This is a genomic window from Paraburkholderia sp. RL17-381-BIF-C (genome assembly GCF_046026435.1).
Lineage (GTDB): Bacteria > Pseudomonadota > Gammaproteobacteria > Burkholderiales > Burkholderiaceae > Paraburkholderia.
Map to the genome: position 1 here is coordinate 1 of NZ_JARESX010000106.1, position 19,530 is coordinate 19,530.

Annotated in this window: 17 protein-coding genes; 14 read left to right on the top strand and 3 right to left on the bottom strand. The window is 56.2% G+C overall.

What is annotated here, in order from left to right; all coding sequences use genetic code 11:
* The 9 genes from P0D70_RS33745 to P0D70_RS33785 form a co-directional block, all read left to right on the top strand.
* Window positions 1-2,601 (top strand): host specificity factor TipJ family phage tail protein (locus P0D70_RS33745; protein WP_408187702.1); only part of this gene is annotated, 2,601 nt, incomplete at its 5' end.
* 74 nt (window positions 2,602-2,675) lie between these two features.
* Entirely contained in the window at window positions 2,676-4,955 is a 2,280-nt protein-coding gene (locus P0D70_RS33750) for a right-handed parallel beta-helix repeat-containing protein (protein WP_408187703.1), read from the top strand.
* Between the two features lie 38 nt (window positions 4,956-4,993).
* On the top strand, window positions 4,994-5,245 hold the full coding sequence (locus tag P0D70_RS33755) for a hypothetical protein (RefSeq protein WP_408187704.1): 252 nt from the start codon (window positions 4,994-4,996) through the stop codon (window positions 5,243-5,245).
* A gap of 29 nt (window positions 5,246-5,274) precedes the next feature.
* Complete coding sequence (locus tag P0D70_RS33760) at window positions 5,275-5,520, top strand: hypothetical protein (protein WP_408187705.1); 246 nt, start codon at window positions 5,275-5,277, stop codon at window positions 5,518-5,520.
* Between the two features lie 100 nt (window positions 5,521-5,620).
* Window positions 5,621-6,181: a lysozyme gene (locus P0D70_RS33765; protein WP_408187706.1), complete on the top strand. Its 561-nt coding sequence runs from the start codon at window positions 5,621-5,623 to the stop codon at window positions 6,179-6,181.
* Window positions 6,178-6,582, top strand: coding sequence for a hypothetical protein (locus tag P0D70_RS33770; protein ID WP_408187707.1), 405 nt, complete (start codon window positions 6,178-6,180; stop codon window positions 6,580-6,582). The genes P0D70_RS33765 and P0D70_RS33770 overlap by 4 nt, the downstream gene beginning before the upstream one ends.
* Window positions 6,583-6,635: 53 nt before the next feature.
* Window positions 6,636-6,977, top strand: coding sequence for a phage holin family protein (locus P0D70_RS33775; protein ID WP_091793220.1), 342 nt, complete (start codon window positions 6,636-6,638; stop codon window positions 6,975-6,977).
* Window positions 6,974-7,396 carry a hypothetical protein gene (locus P0D70_RS33780; RefSeq protein WP_408187708.1) on the top strand — a complete coding sequence of 141 codons (423 nt, stop codon included), beginning with the start codon at window positions 6,974-6,976 and terminating at the stop codon, window positions 7,394-7,396. The genes P0D70_RS33775 and P0D70_RS33780 overlap by 4 nt, the downstream gene beginning before the upstream one ends.
* 97 nt (window positions 7,397-7,493) lie before the next feature.
* Complete coding sequence (locus P0D70_RS33785; RefSeq protein ID WP_408187709.1) at window positions 7,494-7,667, top strand: hypothetical protein; 174 nt, start codon at window positions 7,494-7,496, stop codon at window positions 7,665-7,667.
* Between the two features lie 705 nt (window positions 7,668-8,372).
* On the opposite strand, the gene P0D70_RS33790 is transcribed toward P0D70_RS33785, so the two are convergent.
* Complete coding sequence (locus P0D70_RS33790) at window positions 8,373-10,091, bottom strand: hypothetical protein (protein WP_408187710.1); 1,719 nt, start codon at window positions 10,089-10,091, stop codon at window positions 8,373-8,375.
* A 143-nt stretch (window positions 10,092-10,234) separates the two neighbouring features.
* Here P0D70_RS33790 and P0D70_RS33795 point away from each other — a divergent pair, with 143 nt between their 5' ends.
* The 3 genes from P0D70_RS33795 to P0D70_RS33805 all read left to right on the top strand — a co-directional run bounded on the left by P0D70_RS33795 (window position 10,235) and on the right by P0D70_RS33805 (window position 12,927).
* Entirely contained in the window at window positions 10,235-10,699 is a 465-nt protein-coding gene (locus P0D70_RS33795) for a hypothetical protein (protein ID WP_408187711.1), read from the top strand.
* Window positions 10,700-11,247: 548 nt separating this feature from the next.
* The gene (locus P0D70_RS33800) at window positions 11,248-12,084 is read left to right on the top strand and encodes a hypothetical protein (RefSeq protein ID WP_408187712.1); all 837 of its coding nucleotides are present in this window, start codon (window positions 11,248-11,250) and stop codon (window positions 12,082-12,084) included.
* Between the two features lie 120 nt (window positions 12,085-12,204).
* Window positions 12,205-12,927, top strand: coding sequence for a hypothetical protein (locus tag P0D70_RS33805; RefSeq protein WP_408187713.1), 723 nt, complete (start codon window positions 12,205-12,207; stop codon window positions 12,925-12,927).
* Between the two features lie 194 nt (window positions 12,928-13,121).
* Here the strand turns inward: P0D70_RS33805 and P0D70_RS33810 are convergent, their stop codons facing one another.
* A complete protein-coding gene (locus P0D70_RS33810; RefSeq protein WP_408187714.1) occupies window positions 13,122-14,849 on the bottom strand; it encodes a phosphorylase family protein in 1,728 nt (575 codons plus the stop codon).
* Window positions 14,850-15,640: 791 nt separating this feature from the next.
* Between P0D70_RS33810 and P0D70_RS33815 the strand changes: the two genes are divergently transcribed.
* A complete protein-coding gene (locus P0D70_RS33815) occupies window positions 15,641-16,672 on the top strand; it encodes a hypothetical protein (protein WP_408187715.1) in 1,032 nt (343 codons plus the stop codon).
* Window positions 16,673-17,041: 369 nt separating this feature from the next.
* Here the strand turns inward: P0D70_RS33815 and P0D70_RS33820 are convergent, their stop codons facing one another.
* Window positions 17,042-18,073, bottom strand: coding sequence for a winged helix-turn-helix domain-containing protein (locus P0D70_RS33820; RefSeq protein ID WP_408187716.1), 1,032 nt, complete (start codon window positions 18,071-18,073; stop codon window positions 17,042-17,044).
* A gap of 644 nt (window positions 18,074-18,717) precedes the next feature.
* Here P0D70_RS33820 and P0D70_RS33825 point away from each other — a divergent pair.
* A complete protein-coding gene (locus P0D70_RS33825) occupies window positions 18,718-19,362 on the top strand; it encodes an alanyl-tRNA editing protein (protein ID WP_408187717.1) in 645 nt (214 codons plus the stop codon).
* The last annotated feature ends 168 nt before the right edge of the window (window positions 19,363-19,530 follow it).

The window sequence follows — 19,530 nt, forward strand, 5'->3', positions numbered from 1 at the left end:
ACCGAGTACCTCGGTAACGATCTGTATGTGTACGAGCTGTTCTGCATTTCGAAAGGCGAGATCGATATCGAGCAGATCCTGATTGGCACGACGGACATCGGCAATTTCAGCGAGATTGACTATCAGGTTGTCGGGCCGAATCAGGCGGTCACGCTGTTTCCCGACAACGTGGTGACGAGTGATTCAGTCAGTGGCATTGAGCTGCAGGCGCCGAACGATAGCGGGAACTGGGTGGGGCCATTCGTTGCCAATCCGGCCGCGAGCGCGGCGAACTTCATCGGGATTGATGTCACGCTGCCTTCGGGTCTCTTTTACGCGGCCGACGATGGTTCACTGCAGAATCTCTCGCTGACCTTCGAAGCTCAGGCGCGGCTCATTAGTGACGCCGGTGCAGCGGCACGCGACTGGATCGAACTTGACCTGCGCGAGCTCAGCATGGCGACGTCCCAGCCGCAAATGATCTCGTACCGGTACAGCGTCACACCGGGTCGCTATGAGGTTCGCATGCGGCGCACGACCAATCTCAATACGGATACGCGTGCCCAGAACCGGATCCAGTGGGCGGCATTGCGCGCCTACCTGCCGAGCGAGCGGTACTACGGCAATGTGACTTTACTGGCGATGCGCGCACGCGCTACGAATTCGCTGAATTCGAGTACGGCGCACGACGTGCATGTGATTGCGACGCGGAAATTGCCGGTATGGACCGGCGGCGGCTGGAGCGATCCACAGCCCACAAAGAGCATCGCGTGGGCGATCGCTGATGCGGTCCGCAACGCTGACTACAGTCTCGGCCTGCCGGATAAACGGCTGGATATCGATGCGCTTGAACGTCTCGACGCAGTGTGGACTTCACGTGGTGACGAATTCAACGGTGTGTTCGATACGAAGGGATCGTTCTGGGATGCGCTGACAACGATCTGCCGTGCCGGCCGCGCGATCCCGATGTACTTCGGCGGGGTGATCAGCGTCGTGAGAGACGAGCTCAAAACGGTACGCACGGCGATGTACACGCCGCAGAACATCGTGGCCGGATCGTTCGAGGCCGATTATGGATTCTTCAGCGTCGATTCGCCTGACTACGTGACAGTCGAATACATGGATGAGACGACCTGGTCATGGCAGGACGTGGCGTGCATTCCGACGGGCTCTCCGGCTCTCGTCGAGAAGCGGATCCAGATGGTCGGGCCGACAAAGCGCGCACAGGCGTGGCGTGAAGGCATTTACATGGCCTATGCGAACCGCGACCAGCGCAAGACGGTCATGATCACCACCGAGCTCGACGGACTGATCCCGCTCTATGGCGATCTGGTCGGCATCTCACATGATCTGCCGAAGTGGGGTATTTCCGGCGTCGTCGAAGGTTTCGATGGTGTGCGCGTCGACGTCAGCGAGCAGCTCGAATGGACGGCAGGCGCCCAGCACTACGTGTATTTTGCGCAGCGCAACGGAGCGCCCACTGCGGCGCTCAGGGTTGCACGGCCGGCGGACGACGATGACGGCATGTCGATGGTGCTGGTGGATCCGTTGCCGGAGCTTTTCGACTTCAGCGACGGACACTCGGAAGAGCCGACACGGTTCTCGTTCGGACCTGCGCTCAACAGGATGGCGCAGGATGTCCGGCTGATCAAGGCGACGCCGCGCGATGGGCAGGTCGAACTGACGTTCGTGAACAATGCGGAAAGCCCCCATACGGCCGAGACCGGCATGAGCCCGCCTGCGCCTGTGTCGCCGTCGCTTCTGCCGGGCGTGATCCACGCGCCGATCATCGCGCAGGTGAGCGCCAATTCGAAGATCACGCCGGGGTACGTGTCGATCACGGCGTCGCCGGCCGCCGGCGCGTTGCTTTATGAGTATCAGGGCAGCCTGGATGCAGGCGCGACGTGGGCCAGGCTCGGCACGTCGGCGGGCAACGTCCTGACCGTGCCTATTGCATTGGGCGCGTGGGAATTCCGCGTACGGGCATACGGTGCGAGCGGGCTGCCCGGTCCGTTCGCGACATGGACAGGGACGGTCGACGAATTCAGGTATCCGCCAGCGCCGCCAGTGCTCACGTTGCGCGAGCCATTCTCAGGCAATCAGCTGTCGGTTGAAATCCAGCGACTGCAAGACGTTGATTACTTCGACGTCGATGTCGTCGTTGGCGGCGTCACCAAGTATGAGGCGACGATCACGGCCCAAAACTTCACATGGTCGCTGGATCAGGCAAAGCTCTATGGCGCCGTCTCCGGGACGTTTGACGTACGGGTGGCAGCCGGCAATATCGCCGGTCTCGGTAATCCGGGGACGATTACCGTCACGAGCGAGCCGCCGCCAGCGCCGACAGTGACCGTGTATGGCAGTGAAAGCGGTGACACAGTTACTTTGTCGATGTCAGTGACGGGTTATCCGGATGTCGCGGGCTACCGCGTCGTCGATGCCAGCGGCACGGTGGTCTACGACGGCGCGGCCGACAGTTGCTCTGTCAGCCAGGATGGCGGGGCATACACGGCCTATGCATACAACGCGTGGGGGAGTGTGTCGCCGGGCACATCGGTGGCAGCGACTCCGCCGGGCAGCAGCGGTGGCAGCGGACCCGGTGACGGCGGTGGTCCGGCATAACTGGCAGACGCGTAGAGGACGTAGGGGAAGGCCGCCTGAGGGCGGCCTTTAACATTCCTGAAGGGAACGCAAGCATGGCACTTTCCACAATTCAGAAGATTGACCGGCTATCGACCGACGCCGATCTGCTTCACACGATCACCCACGGCGACAAAACCACGACCGTCCAGACCGAAGGTGGCGCCGTGCCTACCATTGCCAAGGCGATCGGTGATGCGCAGGCTCTTATGGAGGTGGAAACCGACATTCTGCACGCGGTTGCGCAGGGCGATGCCAATACGGTAGTGGCGACCGCGAATGGCGATTTCGACAGCATGGCTAAAGCGATTGGCTCGCTGAAGGCATTTAATGTCCGCGGTGCGTGGGCCGCCGGCATGGTCCTGGCGATGAAAGATGTCGTCACTTACAACGGCATCGCATACGTTGCTGTCAACGCAGCGGCCTATGTGTCGAATGATGTTCCGACTGATCTGGCGGCGGGGCGGCTGACGATCCACCAGGGGGCGACACGCGAAGAACTGGCGGCGTCTTCCGGGGCCGGCTTGATCGGCTTCCTTCAATCCGGCGCCGGGTCAGTTGCGCGCACCGCGCAGGACAAGCTGCAGGACTTCTACAACCTTCGGGACAAGGGAGCGGTAGGCGATGGCGTAGCGGACGATACGAACGCAATCATCAGCGCGTGCGTGTCAAATCGCCACGTCTACTGCCGTGCCGGTGCCACGTATCGTTTCAAGCCCAGCAACCTGACCAGACTGACGGACCTCAAAAACACAACGATCGATTTTCAGTGGGCGACGCTGCTGATCGATGCGCCGGCTCCGACGGGTGCCAGTCAGGCATACGGCTTCCAGTTGCTGTCGACCGTATTTGGTGCATCGGCCAATGTCCGGATCTGCAACGTCAGGATTCAATTCGTGAATGCGCCAGGTGCGCGGGTTGATAACAACTTCGCAATTTACGCCGACGGTGTGGATGGCCTGGAAATCCACGATGTCGTAATCGAGGGGAGCTGGTCTGCAGGTATATGGGTTCGGCGTTCGAATCACGTGCATATCCACGACTGCAACGTGAGCGGCACCCTCGCCGACGGGATCACGATGCAGGGTTGTGGCTATGACATCAAAATCCACGACAACCAGGTGCAGAACGCGGGCGACGACATGATCGCCGTAACATGGTTCACCGCGGACGATCCCTCGTATGTTGGCCTCCTCGACGGCATCAAGCGTTCGCGGGACGTGCATATCTACTGCAACCGGCTTATTACCGGCGCGCAGCGCGGCATCTTCGGCGGCGGCATGATGGGTGGCTCGGTGCATCACAACAGGGTGCTGTACACCAACTCCATCGGCATTCAGCTGGCACGTAACACGGTAGACCCACTCGGCGCTGACGGCGCAACCGCAAACCCGTTCTATAGCGCGCTTGGCGTGAACAATTCCAACACGTCAGTTGTTATCCACCACAACTGGGTGTGGGACTGCGCTCTGAACTCGAATACCCCGTTTCCGCAGCTCGCGGGTATCTGGGTGTCGGAAGGTAATGAGGCGATCAACATCCACGATAACGATATACAGCGTTGCAACAATACAAGCATTTTCTGTGGCGGCAATGCCCGCATTCATCACAACACAAGCCGCGATCCTCAAATGCAGGCTGGGGGTTCGGTGACGCTTGCCCAGATGACGTATAAGGGCTCGCATATTGTCACGGCCAATTTCGTTGCGAATAGCGGATCGTGTTCTGGCTCGATCACCGACAACGAGATGTATGGTGGAGCGGGCCGTGCCATCTGGTTGCAGGCAGGCGATAACGTCAGGTCGTGGAAAGTCGATGGCAACAAGACGTATGCGGTGGGCAACGTTACGAACATCTCGGACACGCTGACGATCGGTGCCCCCTATGTTGTGGATGGGATCAACAATACGGAGTGGGGATTTAACACTGTCACCGACTACCGGTCGACCAGCACCATCCCCGGCACGCTGCAGTTGCTCAACAGTGGCGGCACGCTCGCGCGACGTCCGAAGAAAATCGTTTCGGTCCCGACCTACCCGAGCGACATCATCGTCGGCTCGGGTGCCAGTGTTGATCCCCGCACGCAGCTCACCGCCACTTCGACACAACTTGCCATGACGGTCCCGGCGAACACACGGATCTTCTTCGATGTGGCCGTAGCGGGCGCGCAACTCGGTGCGAAGTCCTTTGTGTCGCCGCCGGGAGACGTTGGCGGTGTTCTCATCGATTCCAAACCGCTTGCGGCAGGTGGGTCAGTGCGCAATAACCTTTTCAACTCGACCGCTGCGGCCGTCACGATCCAGGCAGGTACCTGGCTGAATTCACTGGGAGAATAATTATGGCAACTGAAACGAAGCGGGTACTGCATCAGGTCATGATGACCGGCGATCCGCTGACGGGCGAGCTGAAAACCTTGACGGTCTGGTACGCGTCTTTCCTGGTCGACGGCGATCAGGTGATTGCCGGCACTGTCTCGCTTGAAGATGCGACGAATATTGATCTGGCATCCCCGGAGGTCGCGACGTGGCTTGGAAACGCGGTGCCGCCGCTGACGGCGCAACTCGCGGTGGCTAACGCAACGATCGCGCAGCTGCAGGCGCAGATCGCAGCGTCCAGTCCGTCGTGATCCGGAACACGTCCATACAGGTGACAGGCATGAAATCAATCGAAGCCGCAATCATGAGTGCGATCCCGCAGGACAAGTGCCTGCACTTCATTGTCGGCGTGCTTGTCTTCGCGGCAGTCCACTTCGTCACGTGGCAACTGGCCATTGCGGCTGTCGTGCTGGCTGCAATCCTGAAGGAGCTGCTCGACCACTTCACGGCCGGTGATGTGTCCGTGTGGGATCTCGCAGCGACGCTGTCCGGTGGGTTGCTCGGGTTGCTCTGTTTCGCGCGCTAGCCGCGTTATTTAAAAGACGTCTTCTGGACCGCCTTTGGGCGGTTTTTTTTATGGCCGCTCCGATTTCGCATCGGCGCGGCCTTTTTATTGGGGGCACCGTTTGAACGAAAACCTTAAGTATTCCGATCAGGGCATGTCGCTCACGGAGAACGCGGAGACGTTGGTGCTCTTTGTTTATCCGGATCCTGCGTCGCCGCTTGCCAAAGCCCTGCAGGTACGAGGGCTGTGGCAGCGGGTGCTAGCCGGTGGTGCGATTCCTCTCGAGCTTGGGTCGCTAAGCGGTGCGCCGTGGACAGGTGGCTGGGGCCATACCGGGCCAGACGTCAGACCCGGCATGGTGATCACCCGCGACATGGCTGTCGACTGGCTGCGTGCGGACGTGCGCGGTGCCGAGGCCGTGGTCAAGCGCGACGTCAAAGTTGCTTTGAATCAGGAGGAATACGACGCGCTCGTTGACCTCGTATTCAACATCGGCAGCGGCAACTTCGACACGTCGACGCTTTTACGCAAGCTCAATGCCGGCGATACGGATGGCGCAATCGCCGAGTTCGCACGCTGGAATCTGGTGGGCGGCAAGGTGCTGGCCGGATTGATCAAGCGACGTGAAGCGGAGCGTGTGCTGTTCCAGCTCGGCGCAAATCACGCGAGGGCCGCTGCATGAAAACCGATGCCCTTGCGAGACTCATCTATGCGTATCTGGCGGTCTATATCGCCGTGGCCGCATTTACCGCGCCGTGCTCGGCGACGTCGGTGATGCTCACGCGTGATGGCTTCTGGGGGTACGCGCTGATGGCCGGGACCGCTGTGCTTGCCCTTGTCGTGGCCGCCGATGTCGCGATCAATGACTGGTTGCCGGAAAGATACATATTCCACTGGGCTCAGGCCCGCCGGCACTGGTTGTACGCGATAGCGGCGGCCTGTTACGTGACGCCCTTGTTCGCGGCAAGTGCGTACTTCGTCAACGCGGCGCAGGTTTTTTTTTACGTCGGCATGGCGCTGTTTGGGCTGGTGCTCGGTTATCGGGAAACGCAGGCAAAACGGGGGATAACGTGCGCCGATTGATTCAGTGGGGGTGGGGAGCGTGCGCGCTGCTATGGGCGGCAGCTGCGTACGCAATGGTGCGACAGACCGAGACGGTACTTGCTGACGGCCTGGCAGGCATTCAGGGCGCGTCGCTTGTGCTGGCAATCCTGCTGGCACTCATCGGCGGGACGGCCAGTACGTTCCAGCGTTTCGCGTCCAGTGATCCGCCGGCGCGTTCGGCGGCGATCGAGATCGGCAGCGTGATTACCGCATCGATCGTGGCCGGCCTGTCCGCTTTCTTTTTTTGCGAGTGGCGAGGGTGGCCCGCGCCGCTCACCGCGCTCGTGATCACACTGGCGAGCTGGGGCGGAAAGCGCGTGCTGGATCAGGCGCTTGACGCTGGCCTTCGCCGCATTCAGGGAGAAAAACCATGACGGACATTGTTGGGCGTATCGCGCTCGTTGTTGTCGGCCTGATCGCTGTGGTGCTGGCGATCGCATGCACTGTGGAGTTTTTCGAGTTGCGCAGCGCGCGCTCGGACTTCGCAACGGCGCAGCAGAAGGCGCAGGCGGACGATCAGTCGATCGGCACGCTTCGCTCGCAGCTTGCAACGTCGCAAGCGGATCTGGCTGCAGCAGCGTCGGGTTTGCAGGCCTGTTCGGCTTCGGTCACGCAGGCAGCCTCCGAAGCGTTCGCCGTTCGGGCGGCGGCCGCAGCGGCACAGGCACAAGCGGCGACGCAAGCGGAGTCATACCAGCGTCAGATCGACGCACTTTCTCAACGGATTCAGGATCCATCCAACCAGTCGGAGACATGCGATGCGGCATTCGCTCGTTTGCGCGGCGCTCTGTAGCGCGCTGCTAGTTGTGCCCGGTTGTGGGACGTCGCCGCCGGCGCCCATTTCGCCGGTGGTGCATACCGAAACCGTACAGGCAGAAATCGAGGTGCCAGTGCCGTGCATTGACTCGGTGCCGGATGCGCCTCGCTTCCTGCCCGATAGCGAGTTGCTCGCACCGCCCAATGGCTCGGCTGTCGATAGGGTGTGGCGGGATCATCTGCAGCGCATGCAATGGGAGGGGCAGCTTGAGGCGCTGCTGGTCGCGTGTGTGGGCGCGAAGAAATGAAAAAAGAAGCCTGCCGGCGGACCACCGGCAGGCCTAAGGCATTTGAGGGATGGAGTTCGCCACCAAGTTCCCCTCAAACGGTCCGAATTGAGCGAGTGTAGGGCCATGGCAGAACGTCCAGAACAGGAACTGCGGGACAGGACAAACTATTGGCGGAAGAGGTCAACAAAAAAATGGCCCGTCCTGATGGACGAGCCGAAGCATCCGGGGATAAAACTGGATGCATCGGCGATTCTAGGAGAGCTGTCGTACGCGTAACAACATGAATTACCGCGATTTAAAGATTGTTAACATAAATCGCGGTTCAGAAATGCTTTCTATGCACGCTGCATAAAAAGTTACTTTGACCGTGCTTCGTGGCGCGGGAAAAGACAGGGCGGCCGGCGGCATGTTGACGCATGTCCCCGGCCGCCTTTCCACTGATCAACCAGTGAATTAGCCAAGGCCCTGACACCTACCGGTAGGCGGGCCGAATTCTAACTGAAAAGAAAAGGCGATTCCAAATATGGCAACTCCCATTGTTCCCTGGATCGTTTGTCAACGGTCAACTGCGCTTCTGTCGTGTCAGGCATGTTCTCGGCTATTCCGGTTGGGCGCGTGCGTGCAGAGGCAAGTACGACATTCGATGGAGGCATCTCACAGGTAGTCCTCGGGCGCTGTTTGTCAGGTCGATCGACCGGGGCAACCCGTGTGTCACGGAGCCCATCATTGGTCTGACTCAGAATGCTTTTCGTACGGCTGTAGATCCAGAACCGCGCGGAAGGGCACACGATCCAAAACCGGAACGCCGGTCATCGCCAAACACGGGCCATCCGGCTCGTACGTTACCCCTTCCGGCAGGCAGTCGCTAGCGACTCGTGGACTTTGTTCCGCCAGGCGTACGTAATTTTGTTGGGTCCAGCTCAAAACAGCGACGTGTAGCGGCCTGGCGGTTCGGTCAGAGATTGACTTATGGTTGTGCAACCCCATCACGTTAAGGAGCATCGCGAGAAGTTTAGAGCTTTTGAAGTTGGGAAACGTGGTGATTCTGGCGATCTCGTCGTAGAGCCGGCGCCGCACCTTATAGAGAATAATTTTTCCCGCAGGGCCGTTCGGCTGGAGCGTAAACAATTCACTCCATACGGCGTTGTGCTGGACTGCCCAAGACAGATCGCGCGGTTGCTTGACCGTTGATGCGAGGAGAATAAGGTCAACGATTACTTTCGCGATCAGCTGATAGACATCACTCCGCGGGTCTGCCTTTTTGCGTCGAAGCGGAACGTTCGGTCGGAACTCGCTGGCGTCGAGAATTTTGATTACGTCCACTACAAAATAGATTGCGGTAGATAGCTTGCCTAGTTCGTCACCTGCCCAACCGTCGGTCGGTGCGCCGTTCAGCTTGTAAAGGGCTGCCGGGGCGCGGGATATAACTCCTGCAACGCGATTCAGGACGAAAGAATGTTCAGTTTGCGCGCCCGTATGCACGTAGCTGCGAAATGTGACCAGAACAAGGCGGCAGAAAGCCGCCCATTGATCCGCTTGCCATCGGCGCGTTTCTTCTTGGTCAACATCGAAGACCTGTTCGAGCTTGCTTACCGCTAAATAATTTCCGTAAAGCGCTGAGGTTAACGGCTTGTAGTATCCGATGAATCCGGTCTGGTAGCCTGCGACTTCGTGATAGGCAAACGAATCCTTGTTTGCAATCGCCTCGGATGTAACATTTCTGGCGAACGTACCGAGCGCGACGTCATACTTGTTCTGGGCGTTGATCGCTTCAAAAAGCGCCAACGCTGTCGAAGGCGCGGACTGAACGACATTTCTGCAAAACTTGCGATCCGCGAGAAGCAGTAACACGTCGTGCGCGCATTGACGAATACTACTTCTGCGCGTACTCGCTGGCACGTGGCTACGCAAACGTAGTCTCTCCTGTGCTTCCAGTTCGGGCAGAGACCAAGTATGCCGAATCAATTGTTTCGCTGACCTCCCCAGTTCGTCTGCAATCTCTGGAAGTTCATTAGGTGATCCTTTGACGATTACAAGGTAAAGCTGATGGGCAAAGCGGCGGGCGTTCCAGCGGCCGAAGACGGGTGGGCGAACGAAAGCGAACCAGGCCCAAACCATAAAATTCGCGAGAAATATGGCGCCTAGCAACGCCTGCCAGGAGGCAGGTGTCAGGAGCCTTCCTTCGGGAACAATCCACTGTTCTGCGCGCCACCAGTCAGTTAGCAAGGTGAGCACGCCGACTATTCCGACGAGCGTATACGTTCCTCCTTGCAGCGGAAGTGGCGCGGTCTTGACCCTGAAACGGTAGCGGACGTCCGCGATGGTCCACGCCAAGACCATTAGTGCGAGGGCCGCGAGGAACTCGGAGAATCCGAAGAACTTCGGATCTTGTGCTCGAAGCGGTACAAAGCAGATTGACCAATAGCAAAGCGGTGTGCTCATACGGCTCCCCCAGGGGCGGGACAGTATTGAGTGTGAATCTTCGCATTAAACCAAAGTGAGCATACAAAGTTGCTTTGGTGGGATTTTGCGGAAAGCGTAGTACGATGCCAACCCAACAAAACTTAGGGTAGGGTGAGAGGCCGATGTCATCTATTCAAAGTCTGAACGAAAAGGCGGTCGCGGCAACTTTCGCGATGGCTATCCTTGTGATTGTCACGCTCACGGCTGTTCCGCTCGGGCAACTCGATGCTCCGTTGCAGCACGCAGTGCGTTTGTTTTGTTGGTCCGCTGTCCTACTCGGCTGCGTGCTCATCTTGAGCGTCGCCGTTGTGCCGGAAGTGACGCCACACACGCCGTTGTCACTGTATCGCATGCTGTTCCGACAGGCCCTGTTTTCGTGCGGCGGGCTTGCGTGGCTGTTAGGCGCTTGGCAGATTCTGGCGCACTTTCGCATCCCTTCCATTGAGGTCACGGGCATGCTCGGCGTCCTCACTCTTTCTATCTACACCGCGACAACGACGGTCAACTACCACTACGAAGTGCGGCTTGCACAACAAAAAAGGTCAGCCGAAGCCGAGCCAAAGCCCCATGTCAAGGAGGAGGCTTAGTTTGCCCATCGCGAGGCAGATCGCGGTCCGTCCGGTTGATGATCGCGAAAAGTACAAAGACGCCTGAAAGATTCGGGAGCGCGGGGTAGGCCCCACAGTGACCGCAACGGAGAAGAGTTTCCTGCGTGGGACACATTGGTCGGTTCGGGGTGTCCGACAGAAAGGCGGCCGGATATCGCACGGCGTAGTGTTTGAGGTTCGGTGGCCTAGGTTGCGGCTAGTCGACGCGTTAGCTTTTGCGCTCGGCCATGAGGCGACGTTCGGGGAGTCCACGCGAATCGTTGACAATTCGGGTCCGTGGGCGGAGTGGAGCAGCATCGAAGACATGCTGGAATACTTGGACAACACATATCTATCGTAGCTGGTGGCTGTCATGACCATATGATGGGGACGTTGGGTGCGCGCGTCACGACATCACGCAAATCCGAGAATGTGTCGCAGCTCCAACACCCGATTCACAAGGCGGTTTGGTTATCATAGGCAACAACAGTACGGCCCGCGACACCGCGAGCTCATTTTGATCTCACATATGAGAGGCATCGAGAGCCATGACGGGAGTCGTTGATCCGGCAGCCGAAAGTAAGGTTCCGTTTCGCATACAGATGTTTTTTAATGAGCAACCCCTATCTATTGGTACTGGTTTCACGTATCAGTCGGGGGACAGAATCTACCTCGTGACGAATTGGCACAACGTCAGCGGCAGGCATGCGGAAACGAAGGAAGCGTTATCTGCAACCAAGGCCCTGCCCAATCGGATGCAATTCAACGTGCTAAAAATTGAGGCTGCGTCAGACCTCGGTCCAAACGGGATGCTCATGCGTTGGGAGTCCGCAACCGTCCCTCTGTACGATGACGAGGAGCATCATGCTCCGCTATGGATGGAGCATCCCGAACACCGAAACAGGGTGGATGTCATCGCACTTGACGCCACAAACGCATTTGCGGGTTCCAATGTTATTCCTGTCAATTCGGAAGAATTGAGTGGTTGGCACGTGCCTGACTATGTTTCCGCGGATGCCTTGGTGATTGGATATCCACGCGGACTTTCGGGCGGTGCCAATTTCCCCATTTGGAAAAGGGCGAGCATTGCGTCTGAACCATCAATCGATCTGGACGGCGTTCCCAAGCTACTCATTGACACGGCTACACGCGAAGGAATGTCCGGGGCCCCAACATTTGTACGAGCAGTAGGTTTAATATCGAGAGAAGCTGGAAAACTAGCTAATGACAGCTTCTTCGGTACGAAATTGCGATTTATAGGCGTCTATTCCGGTAGGCTTGGAAACGATGCGATGTCCGCTCAGCTTGGGATTGTGTGGAAGGAGCGCGCGATCACGGAAATTATCGACGGTGGTGTTCGCGGCATAAGCTCGTTCGAATTGTAGCGCGCTGAGCGATGGTTTTTGCATTGCGACAGAGTTGTCTGCGCGTTGTAGCGGTTCGGTTTGCCTCGTCGACCAATACAACTTACTTCAACGCCGTTCGACCGTTATGAGGCACTCAATATGGATAATTCTTTGCTGTCCGGCCACTCGTCCGATTGGTGGAACAGTGCAATGCTTCTGTCTCTGGGTTTGGCAGCTTTTGTTGCGCTTCTTGTCGCGGGAGCAACAACCGGAGCAGTTATTTCAGCAAGGCGCGAAGCGGCCGCAGCACAGCGCGATTTAGAACGATACAAGTCAACTGTTGCTGGGCAAGTCGCCGATGCAAAAAAAGCAGGGATCGAAGCTGGCGAGAAAGCGGGTAATGCTGACCTAAAGGCCGCCCAGGCAAATGAAAGAGCGGCTGCTTTTGAAAAAGAAGCGCAAGAACTGAAAGCATCAAACCTGGCATTGGAAGTGCAAATACAGCCCCGACGTCTTAGTGGGGAGAATTCAAAAAAACTGGCAGAAGTTCTATCTAAAATGGGATCGTTCCCTATCGGGATCGTATCAAGAGTATTTGACCCGGAAGGATCAGATTTTGCGGACGACTTAGATTGCGCGTTCGGTGCCGGGAAGTGGCATCCGGTTAGACAGCGCGATTGGACGATGTCCAATCGGGGCGTTGCCATTGCCACTTTCGAAGGCACAACTCTTCCTCCGGACTTCACAAATGCGCTTATCTCGGCACTTTCCGGGGTCGGCATCAAAGCAACAATGATCACGATCACTGAAGACAACCAAAACACAACTTCCGCGCATTTCCAACCTAACGAGCTATATCTCCTTGTTGGAGCGAAACCGTAAAGAATTGCGGTACATGTGGAGGAAAGCGTCCTTCCGCAAGGCAACAGCAGTTGTCGACCGCCATCGCGCCGAAATTTCCGCATTCCCGTACTTCGGGGGCGCCAGAGAGATCGTCAAGCTGTTTGTGGATGGCAACGGCCTTTGTTAAGACGCTATGCCATCACCTCCATCTCAAAATTTCGATTGCTGTTCGATCATTCCATTGGTCTCATTGCGGCTACTTTTTGGATAAGCCTAAACGCAAACCGGATTGCGTTGATTGTCACGCTACTTTGAATTGATTGCTTCTCGTCACGTCCTTCGCCCGAAGCTAATTGCGGCTCGCCGGCGTCTGCGATCGCCTTTATCCAAAGACAAGAGAAACCCTCCGCACCTTTGTAGAAGCCCCAACCTTCCATATCAAAAGCAACCACATCCTTCGCAAAATTCCGGAGGTAGTTGACGATTTCACTCCCCGGGTCCTCAATCTTGATACTTGCACTGGCGAGTTTTTTCCCGAAAATGACCTTGAAGTCAAAATCATCGGTGGGTATCAGCTTCGCGAGCCGCTGCAAACCTGAATTGTCCTCCATACCGCGAGGCCTGTATTCGGTTCCACCAACAGTGGCACGCTGATGCTCAAGGGAAAAAAGTGCATCAGGGACGACCACGGTACCTGGCGCCAGTTCGCTTTCGGGCAACCCCATACACATGCCCACCATAATGACATGGTCAGGTTGGATTCTTCTAGCCAATCGCCCGACGTCGGTGGTAGCCGATCCATTCCCTTGCGCGTCCTGAGATGCGAGATACCAATGCGTGCTGAATTTCTCGTCGACGTAGCATTGGACGGGGTCGAAATTATTTCCCTCTCCAACTTTGACGATTTTTCCTTCGCCGAGCTCGCGTGTGAGGAACTTCTTAATCGATGCAAGCTCAACTGGAGCCGCCGCAACACAGAGTATCTTTATAGTATTTTTGGGTTCGGATATTTGCATATTTTCTGCTATTTTTTTAAAGTAAAGTGGCAGCTTAAATTCACTGCTGAGTAGCTCCCAGAGCTTCCTTCCAGACACACTATCGGAAAAAACAATCTCCGAGTCGTTGACCAGTCGCTTAATGACATGAAATTCAACGAGAGAAATTTCGTTCGTGCCCCTCAGCATCCGTTGCAGCGCCGCAGCCAGTTCTAGCATGCCGGCGGCACTTCGGAACCGTCGCGGCATCTTGGCTAGAGAAGGGGCGCTGGTGCCCGGAGGTGCGTAAAAGACCAATCCCTGTTTGTCAGCGAGCAACGAGGTTTTGTCGATCTGATGATCTCGATTGCGGGCGATCAGAGAGCTGGTCACGTTGGAATTTACGTCTGGATGTCCCGTAACTATTGCCGCCAACACCTCGTCCGACATTTGTGGACTGGTATCGTCTGAAATGATCTGCAGGCACGAAAGTGTTCTGAGACCGTCGCCAGCAATTTCAGGATGCCTAGTTCCTTGCTTCAGGAGGGCAACGATAAATTGCACCACTGACAGCAATTTCCCATGTGATTCAAGTTGCTTGATTGTCGTGAAATCTGCGTCGTTGGGCGTATCAAAAAAATCGCTATCGACGGAGACGCAGGCAACCCGACCATACAAGCGTATCGCGAGATTAATCTTGACCGGCACCGAGTAATCTGGCCCGAGTGAAAGAGGAAATACGAAGGGAAGTTTTTTCCCACTGATCTCGTTTTTCTGCAGGACTTTCAGGAGAGCGTTGTAGAAGACGTGCGTAGGCTCCAGCACCAAGGGCACAAAGGTATCTATTGCGTTACTTCCGATTTCTCGAAGCAGCGACTTCCCTGTCCTTCTTTGGAAGATCGGCGGGGCGGACTCGAAAAAGTCCAGCGAGGTTGACTGTGGGATGTCTGAAAAGACCTTCCAACGAATCTGCACGCGATAGGTCATCGTAGTCTTCCGAAAGGTGGGCGGGAGGGGAATCGAACCCCCTCACGGACCGATATTGGTCACGCGGCCACCATTGGCCCACCCGAATCGGCTGCAAGATTAGCACACGCGAGCGGTAGGCGCTCAATGTCAGTTGGGCGCGCGCGGTAGCTTGTCCAAGAAGTTGATTTCGTTGTAGCGGTTACTTCTACGGCAGTAAGGGCAACTGGCCGAAGGAAGTGAACGGCCGCATTGGATCAATAGCGGGTGGACAGGAAATTGACGGGTGCAGTCGATAGCGTAGGTCGTCGTTCAAACCTTTATCGGACGGGGCGCAGGTACTGCTGCACCACGGGCGAACTGGTAGCAGATGATCTGGCGGCCGGCGTGATTGTGGGTTCAGGCATGTTCGGATGCAAAGTTGCTTTGGTGCACGAGCTCATCGGTGCGATGCCTCGTCGGGCTGCCCGATCTTCCGTTGCCGGCCGAGGGTGTGTCAAAACGTGCGTCGGGACCGGACAGCGAGAAAGTCGACTCATCAGAATGCTCTTCGTTGGCTTCGTAGGCCCTCGGGAGGGGTAAAGTGACACCCAAAAACTACGGCATTTCGGGTTTTGACACACCCTCGGCCACAAGCGGACGGTGGCATCCGATATTTGAATTAAATATCGGGCGTTGCCGGAACATGCAAAGATGAATTAAAATTGAAACCTGAAGCGCGGCGTGGGCACCAAAGCGTCAATGGATCGGTGCCTGCAATAAATAAATCACCGGCGATGCCATAGGGAAATATGGGGACTATAGATTTTATTATGGCCGGTTTTGCCGAATATATATCAAAATCCGAGAGCAACGACTTTCTCAGAGATCACGACTCCAGATTTGAGGGGCTTCGTGGAACCGTAAAAAATAAATCAGAAAAATTAAAAGCCCCCCTTAATGTTATAACTCCTCGGCTCTACTACATAGCCGACCACTCGTTTTATTGTATACAACTTTTCGACTACAAATATTACCTGCTTGCAAAAGGCATGCTTAATGGCTTGCGCGAAAACAATCCACTTTCCCTGGCAAATAATTGTCGCTCACTTCTAGAGCAAGTCGCCACACTGTCTTATTGCATGCAAGCAGTCGAGGAAATGCTTGAGAAATTGAAAGATCAAGGGTCTTTGGAAAAGGTCAATCAGATAATCTCAAAGGCCGAGAACGCTTTGCAGCGTACCTACGCAGGGCAAGGTAAAAGAGACCCCTCTATGCCGGGACCCGAGGCGATTCACGTTAATTCTGCCATTAAGATATTGGAGGGAAAAGTTGGGGATGCCATTAGCTCATACGACTATCTTTGCGAATTTGTTCATCCAAATTATGGCAATAACTTTTTAGTCTCCGCCGGAGAAATCGGCAAGGGTAAAATAAATAGCAGAAACAATTCAGACGAGACAATAATTAGAATAGCCTCTATCGGACTAAGTCTTTTGGAATTTAGTAACCAAGTCAATGAATTGCTATATCCAAGCCTAACTTGGCGCGCCCATCATCTTGTTGAATTGTGCTTGAGGAAAGGGGCAAAAATAACCAATATATTCTCAACAAAAAAACCCTCCCCTGAGGGTGATGGAAAAACAAAAGAGACAGCATTTTTCTTTAAAAATGCAAGGACCGCCCAAGAGGCTATGGATCTAAGCTATCGATATTTGCTTGAGGCTGGGTATAATAACCTGACGACAAGCAGTAGAGTCAATGGCGGGATTGAAAGGGAGGGCGGAGAGCTATTTATTTACGACAGATGGAATACAAAAGACGGGGAAATTTGGTTTAAAATTCCTTCCTATGCGGGCATTTGAAAGAAACGGTTTAATGAAATCCATTTGGTTTTCGAGCCCCCCAAAATGGCAGATCCGGGTCGAGAGCGGTCCGACGGCAAATTGACGAACGTGGGCTATTGCGTAAGCTGTCGCGCAAAGGTTTGTCTGGCGTGGAGGAGGTACTGCTGCATCACGGGCGAATGGGAAGCAGATGATCTGGCGCAGGCGTGATATTGGGTTCAGGCATGTTCGCATACAAAGTTGCTTTGGCGAACGAGTTTATCAGGGCGCTGCTTCATCGAGCTGCCCGATCTTCGGTTGATGCTGCACCCTGACGTCGGCGCGATTGCCGCCGCCTTCTCATAAAGCAGCTGTCGCCTCATCATTGGAGATCATGGCCTTTGGGATTCAGTTCCGACGTCTGGTAAGCAGGTCGGCTACCCCTGCATGTATGGCAATCTCCCTGATATACCCTCGCGAGTACTCCACACCGAGGCGCTGTTGAATCACTGCGCGCAGGCGCGCGTTGTTCCAATGGTCGCCGTCCATGCCGTGCTCGCGGGCTGACTGCTTTACAGTCATAGCTACCCACGCAAGTACCTCATCGTTGATTATGCGACGTGTTTCGGTGCGCCGTTTTGGCGGACGCATGCGATGGGCGAGTCCCAGCTTCGAAACCAGCTGGCGAACGTATCCGTTGGAATGGTCGATGTCAAACCTGCGTTTGATTAGCGCCTGCACGTCGCGATTTCTCCACAGTTCCGTCTCGAAACCGTGAGCGCGTGGCTCTTTTTGCAGAGCAGCTCTCAACCATTTAAGCGCTTTCGGATCAAGAGTCGAACGATGGCCGTGGCTAGTCAACCGATCTAGTGCGTTAAGCCCTTTTCTGGCCACCATCGATCCATACGCCTTAACAGTTCGCAGGCCGATATTCAGTGCTTCCGAGACCTCCTCGGCACTCTGGCCTGCGAGGAGCATCTCAGCGGCGGCTCGTCTTCGTGCCGCATCCCGGGCGCTGACGGGCCTCTGTCGTCGTTGGGCGTGTGCGTCAGTCGCCGGATAGGTGAGTCGATAGGCAAGTCCACGTTCCCGGACTATGTGAGCGACGCGCGAGGCGGAGTAGCTAACGCCGAATCGTTGGAGAATAAGCGCGCGCACCTGCTCGATAGTCCAGGCAGGTGCGGCAATGCCGTGATGCTTTGGGGAACGTTTGAGAGCGCTGGTAAGCCATTTCAGAGCTTTTTCGTCCAGCCGTGATTGCGAGCCGTACTCCTTCAGTTGCGCAAGCGCGTCTGGGCCCTCACTGTCCAGCAGTGCCCTGTACTTCCGAATCGTAGGGAAACTCAAGCCGGTCTTGCTGGAGATGTCCGTGGGACGCACTCCCTTCAAAATCAATCTTGCCGCCAGCGCCCTGCGGCGTCCGAGTGGAATCTGTTCCATACGGTCGAAGTTTTTCCAGAGTGGGCTTACTTTTATTGAGGCTTCTTGGGCATTCTAAGCGCGCAAACGCACGGCACGGAAGCGCACCGATGGAATTTCCGGTGCACTTGGACCGGATTCGAACATCCGCTGACTGGTCCAAGAATGCGCTGCCCGCCGAGCGTTGCGACTTCCGATGACGGTCCTGAGTGGCCTTCCGACAGCGGGCGGACAGGAAATTGTTGAGCGTGGGCTGCGGCGTAGGCCGTCGCGCAAAAGCTTATCTGGCGGCGAGGAGGTACTGCTGCATCACGGGCGAATGGGTACCAGATGATCTGGGTGCCGGCGAGATTGTGGATTCAGGCATGTTCGGATACAAAGTTGCTTTGGTGCGCGAGTTTTCCCGTGCGCTGCTTCATTGGGCTGCCCGTTCTTCCGTTGCCGGCCAGGAACGGTCATGCGCTGGTCCCGGAGAAGTGGCATGCACTGGTCGCTTAGACTGCAAAAGCGGCCCCTCGTGATTTCGCAAATTTCCAGCCAGCCGAACACCACGCAGGCGATGTTGCTATGAGGAAGGGCCGCAGATCGCAAGATCGTACAAGCCACCCAAGTTCGGCTCGATTACCGTATCCTCCTTTTCTGGAAAAAACAGGACCGGTCGGATCGTGACACGAAAAGTATTCTGGGACGAACCTTACCAAACAGCGCTGGACACAATCGTCAGTCAAGTGGACGGTGAGCAGGTGCAGGTCGAGGCGACGATATTTTTTGCCTTCTCTGGCGGCCAGGAAAGCGATCGCGGTTCACTTGCCGGATACCCGGTTATCAAGGCTGAAAAGCTTGGCCTGGAAATCGTTTATACCTTGCCGCACGACCATTCACTAAGCGTGGGGGACTGCGTCACATGGCGCATTGACTGGGAGAGGCGGTATCGACTGATGCGCCTGCACTTTGCCGCAGAAATGGTCTTGCAGTTGGTATATCGGCTGCGCCCGGGCATCGAGCGTATCGGCGCCCACATCGCACAAGATAAGGCGCGCATCGATTTCGCGAGCGATGTCAGCCTCGCGCCGTTGTTTCCAGAGATTGAATCAGCGGCAGCAGATTTGACGACACGCGATCTCCCTATCCTCACAGATTTCAGCGATGTCCAAACACAGCGAAGATACTGGAAAGTTGATGGCTTTGCGATGATGGCCTGTGGAGGCACGCATCCAAAATCGACTCACGAGATTGGTGCAGTGAAACTCAAACGCAAAAATACGGGTCGAGGAAAGGAGCGAATTGAGGTCATGCTGGAGGGAGACTAGCATGTAGACAACCTACCGGCTGAGCGTCCCCTTTTAACTTTAAATCCGCCATCAAAGGGTCTCAATTCCACTGACCGAGAGGGGGCGACAGCGGGCGGACAGGAAATTGATGGGCGTAGTCTATGGCGTAGGCCGTCGCGCAAAGGCTTATCTGGCGCGGGGGAGGTC